This is a genomic window from Caulobacter sp. B11 (genome assembly GCF_002737765.1).
Lineage (GTDB): Bacteria > Pseudomonadota > Alphaproteobacteria > Caulobacterales > Caulobacteraceae > Caulobacter.
In genome coordinates, this window is the sequence record NZ_PEGG01000053.1 from 1 (window position 1) to 9,405 (window position 9,405).

Consider the following 9,405-nt stretch of genomic DNA (forward strand, 5'->3'; position numbering starts at 1 on the left):
CGAGCCCGTCCATGCGCGGCATGTGAATATCATCAGGATCGCATCCAGGCCTCGGTCTCCCAGCTCTCCAGGGCCTTGGCGCGGTCCTCGCCATCCGCAATACACCCCAGGGGGCTAAGCATCGCCTCCAGAACGTGCGGTTGATGGCGTTGTCATCGACGATCAGAATCCTCGCCCCGCGCCGCTCGGGGAGGACAGTGTCGCGACGGGCAAGGCCGGCGCGTAGCGATCGGGCCGGCACGGCGGGGAACGGCACGTCGAAGGTGAAGCAGGTCCCGCCGCTGGGCCTGCCCGCCCAGTCAATGGCGCCGCCCATCAGGGTGACCAGCTCGCGGCAAATGGCCAGGCCGAGGCCGCTGCCGCCGGCGCGCCGCGTGGAGGAGCTGTCGACCTGAATGAAGCGCTCGAAGACCTGAGCGCGGCGATCCTCGGGAATGCCGCCGCCGCTGTCGATCACGTCGCCGCGCAGCCCGGCTTCATCGCCCGAGATCCTCACCTCGACGCCGCCCGTGTCGGTGAACTTGATGGCGTTGGACATCAGGTTGCTCAGCACCTGGGTGAAGCGGGTCTCGTCGCCCTCACGCCAGCCGCGGACCTGGGGCGCCACGTCCAGGCTGAAGGTCAGGCCCCTATCCTGGGCCAGGCCGGCATAGAGCTGACGCAGGCTGTCGGTCACGGCGCCGAGATCGAAGGGCGCCCGACGGATCTCCATCCGCCCCGCCTCGATCTGAGACACGTCCAATATGGCGTTGATCACCTGCAACAAGGAACGCCCGGAGTCCTGGATCACCTTCAGCCGGTCCCGCTGGTTGTCGCTCAGCACGTCGCCGCCCATGGCCTGGGCCATGCCGAGGACGCCGTTCAGCGGTGTGCGGATCTCGTGGCTCATGGTTTCCAGGAACTGGGTCTTCACATGGCTGGCGGTCTGGGCGGCCGTGGCTAGGTCTTGGGCCTCGGTCTTCAGTCGGCGGTTCTCGCGCAGCTCGCCCTCGAGCTTGCGGTTGAGGGCCTCGGAGGCCACGCGGGCTCGCAGTTCGCGCGTCACCGCGCCGTTCATCAGGGTCGACATGCCCAGGGCCGTGAAGGCCCCAGCCACCCCGATGAATCCGTACTGGGCGACCGTGTCGCCCGGCGCATCGCGCGCCATCAGAAACAGGCTGATCAGCGCGGCGAAAGCACTGGCATAGGCTACGCGCGGGCTCGGCGCGGTGGTGGCGAAGACCAAGGCCAGGAGCACGAAATAGACTAGCTTGGCCGCCTCGAAATGCACCGCCTGATAGGCAGCGACATTGGCCAGGAACAGGGCGTTGACCGCCAGGGCGGCGACTTCCAGGCCCGTCAGGCTGGTCGGCCTGCGCGCCAGCCGACGCCAAAGATAGAGGCTCAGCACCGCCGCCGTCAGCGCCAGGCCTTCGAGAACAACCAGGACGAGGCCGTGTTCATAGAAGGGGTGTGAAAAGCTGATCAGGGCGTAATAGCCCGCCGCGGCGATCAGATAGCCGCGAAGGATCGGGATCCTGACGGCGACGACTTCCTGATCCGGGATGGCGTCCAGCTTGGCGACCGACTGCATAGCGGTTTCAGGACCTCGTGACGTGCCGTCGAAGGCTAGGCGCGTGAGCTTAACCTGCTGTTGAAGCTAGCCCTTTCCAGGGCTTAGGATCCGCCTTGAGGCTGCGGCAGATTGCCGCGAACGCCTGGGCGGGGCGCGCCAGGCGGCGCCGCCTGGCGCCTTTGGATGGCCGGAACAGCCTTCGCGCCTTAATCTGTCAAGGCGGGTCTGGCGACGAATGGGACTGTTTGTGGCATGCCTCATGTCATAGGATTCGACCGTCAGCAGCCGGGGGAACAGGCGCATGGACTACAGGCTCTATGGCATGCCGGGCTCGCTCTACACGGCCAAGGCCCGGTCCTATCTGATCAAGCAGGGCGTGCCGTTCGAGAACCGGGCGGCGGGCGAGGCGCGGTTCATGGAGACCATAGCGCCGGCCGTGGGGCGGTGGATCATTCCCGTGCTGGAGGCCCCCGACGGGGCCTTGATCCAGGACGGGGCCGAGATCATCGCCGCCTTCGAGGCGCGCGGCGACCAGCGCTGGCCGGCCTATCCTACCACGCCGCGTCACCGGGTCATCGGTCAGGTGTTCGAGCTGTTCGGCGGCGAGGGCCTGCTGCGTCCGGCCATGCACTATCGCTGGAACTTCGACGAGACCAACCAGCCCTTCATCGCCCGCGACTTCGCCGCCGCCCTGGCCCGGGTGCGTCGCGGGAGGCCGCCGGCCAGCGCTTCGAGGGCGCCGCGCGCCGCATGCGCAAGGCCATGGCCGGCTTTGGCGTCAACGAGCAGAGCATCCCGCTGATCGAGGCGGCCTATGAGGAATTCCTCGACCTGTTCGACGCCCACCTGGCCCACGCGCCCTACCTCCTGGGCGGCCGGCCGACCATCGGCGACTACGGGCTGATCGGGCCGCTGTTCGCCCACCTGGCCCGCGATCCCTATCCCAGCCTGCTGATGAAGCGCCGGGCTCACCGCGTCTGGCGCTGGGTCGAGCGGATGAACAGCGCCGACCTGGATTCCGCCGAGTACGGCTGGCCGGCCCCGAGCTGTTCGCCGACGACGGCGTGCCCGACACCCTGGCGGCCCTGCTGGCCTTCGTGGCCCGCGACTACCTGCCCGAGGTGCGCGCCTATGTGGCCTACGCCGACCAATGGCTGGCCGAGCGGCCGGACCTCGTCGCGGGAACCAATGGCCTGGCCGACCCGGGCCAACGGGCGATCGGCAAGACCGGCCTGACCTGGCGCGGCGTCGAGATCGAGGTCGCCGTCATGCCCTACCGCCTCTATCTGCTGCAGAAGGTCCAGGCCGCCGCCGCCTCGCCGGATGGCGAGGGTCGGGTCCTGCTGGAGCGGGTCGGGCTTGGCGACCTGCTGACCCTGACCACACGCCGCCCGGTCGAACGCCTGGGCCATCAGGAGGTGTGGGGCGACGCGAGGCGTTGAGCCTTAACCGCGCTTGGCAACGGCCTGTTCAGCCGTCCGAGCTTGAATGGCGGGATGAGCAAGGCGGCCAAACCCGAGAAGAGCGACAAGAAGGCCAAGGGCAAGCCGGCGGTCGCGGGCCCCAGGCCGCGCTCGGCGGAGCGGGATTTTTGGGTCTTCGCTTGCGGCATCGGCTCGCTGTTCATCGTCCTGGCGACCCTGGGACCCAAATAGGCCCGTCGGGCCGCGGTGCTTCCCAGATCTTGACCCCGGCGCCTTCAGCAGAACTGGGGGGCCGCGCCGGTTGTTTCGCCGCGCCGCGGCGCCACATGCCAGTTATGCGCCGCCGCGCGGCGCTTCTTCCACAAGGACGGCCTTTCATGCCCACGCTTTTCGACCCGCTGCGCCTCGGCGACCTGGACCTGCCCAACCGCGTGATCATGGCGCCCCTGACCCGCCTGCGCGCCGGTCCCAGCCAGATCCCCAATTCGATGATGGCCGAATACTACCGTCAGCGCGCCGGGGCCGGCCTGATCATCAGCGAGGGCGTGCCGGTCTCGCCCCAGGGCGTCGGCTATGCCGGCGTGCCCGGCATCTGGTCGCAAGAACAGGTCGAGGGCTGGAAACAGGTCACCCAGGCCGTCCACGCCGAGGGCGGCCGCATCTTCATGCAGATCTGGCATGTCGGCCGGATCTCCGACCCGTCCCTGCTCCACGGCGAGACCCCCGTCGCCCCCAGCGCCATCGCGGCCAAGGGCCATGTCAGCCTGCTGCGGCCCGAGCGGCCCTATGGCACGCCGCGCGCCCTGAGCACGCAAGAGGTCCAGGGCGTGGTCGAGGACTTCCGCCGCGCCGCCGCCAACGCCAAGGCCGCCGGCTTTGACGGCGTCGAGTTGCACGGCGCCAATGGCTATCTGCTCGACCAGTTCCTGCAGGACGGCTCCAACCAGCGCACCGACCAGTATGGCGGCTCGATCGAGAACCGCGCCCGCCTGCTGCTGGATGCGACCGACGCGGCGATCTCGGTGTTCGGTCCCGGCCGGGTCGGGGTTCACCTGGCCCCGCGCGCCGATTCCCACAGCATGGGCGATTCCGACCTGGCGGCGACCTTCGGCTATGTGGCCAGGGAACTGGGCCGGCGCGGCATCGCCTTCCTCTGCGCCCGCGAATATGCCGGCGACGACAGCCTGGGCGTGGCCCTGAAGGCGGCGTTCGGCGGCGTCTATATCGCCAACGAGAAGTTCAACGCCCAGACGGCCCAGGCGGCGGTCAGCAGCGGCCAGTACGACGCCATCGCCTTCGGCAAGGCCTTCATCGCCAATCCCGACCTGCCCGAACGCCTGAAGACCGGCGCGGCGCTGAACCCCTGGGACGCCTCGACCTTCTACGGTCCCGACGAGAAGGGCTATACGGACTATCCGGCTTTGGGCGCGGTTAGAGAGCCGGTCACGGTGTGAGCGGGGCTTCAGATCCTCCCCCAGAGGGGGAGGTGGCCCGGAGGGCCGGAGGGGGAAGTATGGCGGTCTCTCTGCGACTCCCCCCTCCGGCCTTCGGCCGCCTCCCCCTTCAGGGGGAGGATCTGCGCGCGAGCCGCCCCTAAGCCTTCTGGTTCAGCGTGATCGCTGTCGCATTGTCCCGGTAGGCGGCGCCGCGCCCGGCGCTGGGGCCGTAGCCCGAGGCCTGGGGGCGCTGGTCGGCGACTTCGTTGGCGATGGCGCGGACCAGGCCTTCGGTGACGGTCTTGGCGGCGGCGACGGCGCGGCCCTGGCGGGCCAGGACGGCGTCGAAGGCCTCGGTGGCGCGGATCAGGCGGTGACGGCGCTCGAGGCTGGCCGAGGCGATCAGCTGGACATTGGCCCGCACCCGCGCCGACTCGTGGCGGTACAGATTGGCCAGGCGCGCGGTTTCCTGCAGATAGGGCACGGCGTCCTGCGGCCGGCGGGCCTCGAAGGCGGTGGCCTCCTTGGCGATCAGGTCGGTCAGGCGCTCGGTCAGGATGATCAGCTGCTCGACGCGATCATCGGGGTCGGTGGCGGCCAGGGTCATAAGCTTACTCCTTGAGACCTTGCATCTTCAGCATCTCGCGCTGGACGGTGTCGGCCAGGCCGACGCCGCCGGCCTTGGCGACTTCCTTGGCCATGGACTCGGTGAGCAGCGACTTGAACATTTCCTCGCCCTGGCCGCCGCCGAACGGTTCGGAGGTCTTCACCCCCTCGAACATCGACTGCATCATCACCGACAGGAACGAGGCCTCGAACTTCTGGGCCGTCTCGCCGATCTTGCCGCGGCGGGCCAGGTCCTGGGTGCTGGAGGCGAGGGCGGCCTTGGCGGTGTCGATCACCGGGGCGCCATCGAGACGCCGGCCCCGAGGGCCGAGAGGGCGAACAGAGGGGTCATCACATCACCTCGATGTCGGCTTGCAGGGCCCCGGCGGCCTTCACCGCCTGCAGGATGGAGATCATGTCGCGCGGGTGACCCCCAGGGCGTTGAGGCCGTTGATCAGGCTCTTCAGCGAGGCGCCGCCGCCCAGGGTCAGCAGCTTGCGGCCCTTTTCCTCGTCGACGCTGACGGCCGACTGCGGGACGACCTTGGTCTGGCCCTGGCTGAACGGGGCCGGCTGGCTGACGGCGGGGGTTTCCTGCACCGAGATGGTCAGGTTGCCCTGGGCGATGGCCACCTGGCTGATGCGGACGTCGTCGCCCATGACGATGACGCCGGCCACCTCGTCGATCACCACCTTGGCCGGGCCGTCGGGCTCGACCTCGAGGTTCTCGACGGCGGTGATGAAGCTGATCATGTCCATGCCGGCCGGCGGACGCACGGCGACGATGGTCGGGTTCTGGGCCTGGGCGCTGCGCGGGAACTTGCCGTTGATGGCGTCGGCGATGCGGCGCGAGGTGGTGAAGTCGGGATTGCGCAGGGTCATGCGCAGCTCGCCCATATTGACCATCTGAAAGCCGGTCTCGCGCTCGATGATGCCGCCGGCGGCGATCCGGCCCGCGGTCGGCACGCCCTTGGTGACGGACGAGCCCGAGGCCCCGCCGGCCGAGACCGAGCCGGTCTGGACCGTGCCCTGGGCCACCGCATAGGTCTGGCCGTCGGCGCCTTGCAGGGCGGTGACTAGCAGGGTGCCGCCCAGCAGGCTCTTGGCGTCGCCCAGGGTCGAGACATTGACGTCCAGCTTGGCGCCCGGCGCCGAGAACGGCGGCAGGTTGGCCGTGACCATGACGGCGGCGGTGTTCTTGGTGTTGAGGTTGCCGTCGCGGACATTGACGCCCTGGCGCTCGAGCATGGCCTCCAGGCTCTGCTTGGTCATCGGCGCGTTGCGCAGGCTGTCGCCCGAACCGTTCAGGCCCACGACGATGCCGTAGCCGATCAGCTGGTTGTCGCGCACGCCCTCGAAGGCGACGATGTCCTTGATCCGCGACTTGGCCCAGGCCGGGCTGCCCAGAAACGGCGAGGCCGTGAGGGCGGCGGCGGTCAGGACCAGGCCGAGCAGAGAGCTGAAGAATGAACGACGCATGGAGTTCCTGCACCCGGGGCATATCCCCGCCACGCCCCATGCCAGAACCGGGCCACGAAAAAGTGCAATGAATTCAGTGTCGCGAGGGGGGTATCCTGCCGCCGTCACGCTGGTTCGGCAGATTCTGCCCGGCATTAACCATACCGCAAGCGCCCTGGCCGAAGATGGCCTCAAATCGGGGATAGTGACTCCCCTTTTCGAGCGCGTGGAGCTGTCGGCGATGAAGGTTTCGGGCACGGGAGGCGTGGGGGCGACTGGCGCGTCGCGGGCGCGGGCCAGCGGCGGCGGCGCGGGCTTTTCCCTGCCTTCGGTCAACGCCGCCAGCGGCGCGGCCAGCGTCGCCCAGGCCGGCGGCGTGGCGGGCCTGGGCTCGCTGGACGCCCTGCTCGCCCTGCAGGGCGCGAGCGATCCGCTGGAGCGCAAGCGCCGCGCGGTGCGACGGGCCGACGACATCCTCGACCTGCTGGACGCCATGAAGATCGCCATGCTCGATGGCGAGGTGACCACCGGCACGCTCGAACAGCTCAAACGCACGGTGCGCCAGCACCGCGAGGCCACCGACGATCCGAAACTGGAGTCGGTGCTCAACGAGATCGAAACCCGGGCGGCGGTCGAGGCCGCAAAGCTCGAACAGGCCCAGCGCGGCTAGGCGGCGGCGATGGACAGGTCCGCGCCCGATCCGGCTTCGGCCCGCGAGACGCCTCCACCCAAAAGGCGAGCAGGCTTCCAGGGCGCCGTTTCACGCGAGCGACGTCCGGTTGAACGCCCCGCTCACGCGACGTTCATTGAACGACTCCATTCTTTTGGTATAAGCACCCCCGCCTGATCAGGGCGGAGTTCATCGGGGCGTGAGGCGTTAATGCAAACGGCCAGTGTTCTTAATGTACCGGGATCGTATCGTCCTTCCGAGGACGAGCCGTTCATGAACGAGCGCCAGCTTGAGTATTTCAAGCTGAAGCTTCTGGCGTGGAAAGATGAAATCCTTCGCGAATCTCGCGAAACGGTTTTCGCATCTCCAGGCCGAGACTGAAAACCATGCCGACCTCGCCGATCGTGCGTCGTCGGAAACCGACCGTGCGCTGGAATTGCGCACCCGCGATCGCCAGCGGAAGCTCATCTCCAAGATCGACCAGGCTCTGCGCCGCGTCGAGGATGGCTCCTACGGCTATTGCGAAGAGACCGGCGAGCCGATCGGCCTGGCCCGGCTGGACGCCCGTCCAACCGCCACGCTGAGCCTGGAAGCCCAGGAGCGCCATGAGCGCCGCGAACGGGTCCACCGCGACGACTAAAGCGTCGCGTCCCTGATGTGTTTTTCAAACGGCCCCGTGTGCGAACGCGGGGCCGTTTTTCATGGCGGCGCGCCGGTTCGAACGTCCTTCACCACAAGGTCTTGGCCGCCCGGTCAGGCCAGTCGCGGTCATAGGTTTCGCCGCCGACCTCACCGGCCGTCACCGCCGCCAGCATGGCGCCGGGGGAGGGGATGGTCCTGGGGTCGACCTGGCTTTCGGCCTTCCACAGGCCTGAGCGGACGATGGCCCGGGCGCACTGGAAATAGGCCTCGACCACGGTGATCACCAATGCGGTGCGCGGGGCCTTGCCGTCGATGGCGAGGCTGTCGAGCAGGGCCGGATCGGCGCTGATCACGGCCGGCCGTTGACCCGGAAAGTCGTTCCCGAGCCGGGAAATCAGGAACAGCAGCGCCACGCGCGGGTCGCGCACCACGTTGCGCAGCGTATCGAGGCGGTTGTTGCCGCGCCGGTCGGGCAGGATCAGGGTCCTGGGATCGGCGATCCGGACAAAGCCGGGCCTGTCGCCGCGCGGGCTGCAGTCCAGGCCCTCGGGCCCGACCGTCGCCAGGGCCACGAAGGGCGAGGCCTCGATCAGGGCCCGGTAGTCGTCGGTGATGTGGTCGGCCACCTTGACGGTCGAGGCCGGGCCGGCGTCTCGTCATAGATCGCTTCGAGGTCCGCGACGCTGGCGATGATGGTCATGGGCGACTCCCGCGTGAGAGCGCCACCCTACCAGCCGTCGCCAAGCTTGACCTGCGCGAAACGTCCCCCTGGACCCGGGCCGGCCCCGGTCAGATCAGGGCGCGGGTCGCCAGGGCGCAGGCCTCCGCGAGGCGCTTGGGCGAGATCGGCTTGTCGACCACCATCTTCGACCGGCCCTCGATCAGGTCGGCGTTGCCGGTGACATAGACGACGGGAATCGGCCCGAGCCGCGCCTCGATCGCCGCCACGGCCTCGATCCCGGTGCCGCCGACGATGCGGTAGTCGGCCGTGATCAGATCGGGGGGGCGGCGCATGGCGCAGACCAGCGCCTGTTCCGGACTTTCGGCAATATCGAAGCTATCGAAGCCTTGCTCCTCGAGCAGGGCCTCCACCTCCATCGCGATGAGTATCTCATCCTCGATGATCAAGGCATGTCGATGGGACATGTGCACTGTAAGCCGCCGTTGAAAAAGTCGTCCCTGACGTGATTAGGACCGCATGATTCCGCTGCACGCCAACGATTTCTGCAGGCTGGCTTCACGAATTCGTCAAGCGTCCAACGTCACTGCTGAGCGTGGCGCCGCGCCATGCCCGTTTCGCCTTCCGTTTCGGGAAGCGTCACCAGGTGAACACTTGCCATCACTTGGCGGGGGCGGACCTTAAGTGAACATTGTTCTGGTAAAACAGGATGGCTTGCCTCCCCGCCGCGAAATTGCGTTATGCAGGGCGAAAAGTCCGGCAGGAGCTCCCATGTCCATCATCCTCACCGAAAAGCGCGGCCACATCGCGATTTTGACCTCAACCGTCCCGAGGCCATGAACGCCCTGGGCGCGCCGGGCGACGGCGACCAGGTGGCCGCGGCCTGCGAGGCGATCAATGACGATCAGGAGATCCGCTGCGTGATCCTGACCGGCG

At 68.2% G+C, this 9,405-nt stretch carries 9 protein-coding genes and 5 pseudogenes; 8 read left to right on the forward strand and 6 right to left on the reverse strand.

The features are described 5' to 3' along the window. A partial coding sequence (locus tag CSW58_RS03580; RefSeq protein ID WP_099446340.1) for an ATP-binding protein occupies window positions 1-1,573 on the reverse strand: 1,573 nt, incomplete at its 3' end. A 283-nt stretch (window positions 1,574-1,856) separates the two neighbouring features. Here CSW58_RS03580 and CSW58_RS03585 point away from each other — a divergent pair. From CSW58_RS03585 to CSW58_RS03605, 5 genes and pseudogenes are all read left to right on the forward strand, one after another. Then, complete coding sequence (locus CSW58_RS03585; protein ID WP_099446341.1) at window positions 1,857-2,357, forward strand: glutathione S-transferase N-terminal domain-containing protein; 501 nt, start codon at window positions 1,857-1,859, stop codon at window positions 2,355-2,357. Further along, window positions 2,318-2,491, forward strand: a pseudogene (locus tag CSW58_RS16030) (glutathione S-transferase C-terminal domain-containing protein); the annotation flags it as partial. The gene CSW58_RS03585 and the pseudogene CSW58_RS16030, both read left to right, overlap by 40 nt. A gap of 128 nt (window positions 2,492-2,619) precedes the next feature. After that, window positions 2,620-2,997, forward strand: a complete 378-nt coding sequence (locus CSW58_RS14755; protein WP_236627629.1) for a hypothetical protein — start codon at window positions 2,620-2,622, stop codon at window positions 2,995-2,997. A 54-nt stretch (window positions 2,998-3,051) separates the two neighbouring features. Beyond that, window positions 3,052-3,210 carry a hypothetical protein gene (locus CSW58_RS13980; RefSeq protein WP_099446344.1) on the forward strand — a complete coding sequence of 53 codons (159 nt, stop codon included), beginning with the start codon at window positions 3,052-3,054 and terminating at the stop codon, window positions 3,208-3,210. Between the two features lie 146 nt (window positions 3,211-3,356). Next, window positions 3,357-4,433 carry an alkene reductase gene (locus tag CSW58_RS03605; RefSeq protein WP_099446345.1) on the forward strand — a complete coding sequence of 359 codons (1,077 nt, stop codon included), beginning with the start codon at window positions 3,357-3,359 and terminating at the stop codon, window positions 4,431-4,433. 139 nt (window positions 4,434-4,572) lie between these two features. On the opposite strand, the gene CSW58_RS03610 is transcribed toward CSW58_RS03605, so the two are convergent. The 3 genes and pseudogenes from CSW58_RS03610 to CSW58_RS03620 all read right to left on the reverse strand — a co-directional run bounded on the left by CSW58_RS03610 (window position 4,573) and on the right by CSW58_RS03620 (window position 6,499). Beyond that, window positions 4,573-5,022, reverse strand: coding sequence for a flagellar basal body protein (locus CSW58_RS03610; protein ID WP_099446346.1), 450 nt, complete (start codon window positions 5,020-5,022; stop codon window positions 4,573-4,575). A 4-nt stretch (window positions 5,023-5,026) separates the two neighbouring features. Further along, window positions 5,027-5,373: pseudogene (locus CSW58_RS03615) on the reverse strand (rod-binding protein). After that, window positions 5,373-6,499: pseudogene (locus CSW58_RS03620) on the reverse strand (flagellar basal body P-ring protein FlgI). Before CSW58_RS03620 ends, CSW58_RS03615 begins: the two co-directional pseudogenes overlap by 1 nt. 184 nt (window positions 6,500-6,683) lie before the next feature. Here CSW58_RS03620 and CSW58_RS03625 point away from each other — a divergent pair. Next, complete coding sequence (locus tag CSW58_RS03625; RefSeq protein ID WP_304441626.1) at window positions 6,684-7,148, forward strand: flagellar assembly protein FliX; 465 nt, start codon at window positions 6,684-6,686, stop codon at window positions 7,146-7,148. Window positions 7,149-7,358: 210 nt separating this feature from the next. Beyond that, a pseudogene (dksA, locus tag CSW58_RS03630) lies at window positions 7,359-7,788 on the forward strand (RNA polymerase-binding protein DksA). Between the two features lie 88 nt (window positions 7,789-7,876). On the opposite strand, the gene CSW58_RS03635 reads toward dksA, so the two are convergent. Next, window positions 7,877-8,416: an MSMEG_1061 family FMN-dependent PPOX-type flavoprotein gene (locus tag CSW58_RS03635; RefSeq protein WP_236627630.1), complete on the reverse strand. Its 540-nt coding sequence runs from the start codon at window positions 8,414-8,416 to the stop codon at window positions 7,877-7,879. Between the two features lie 163 nt (window positions 8,417-8,579). After that, a complete protein-coding gene (locus tag CSW58_RS03640; protein ID WP_099446348.1) occupies window positions 8,580-8,936 on the reverse strand; it encodes a response regulator in 357 nt (118 codons plus the stop codon). A 304-nt stretch (window positions 8,937-9,240) separates the two neighbouring features. On the opposite strand from CSW58_RS03640, the pseudogene CSW58_RS03645 reads away from it, so the two are divergent. Next, window positions 9,241-9,405 (forward strand): annotated as a pseudogene (locus CSW58_RS03645) (enoyl-CoA hydratase); the annotation flags it as partial.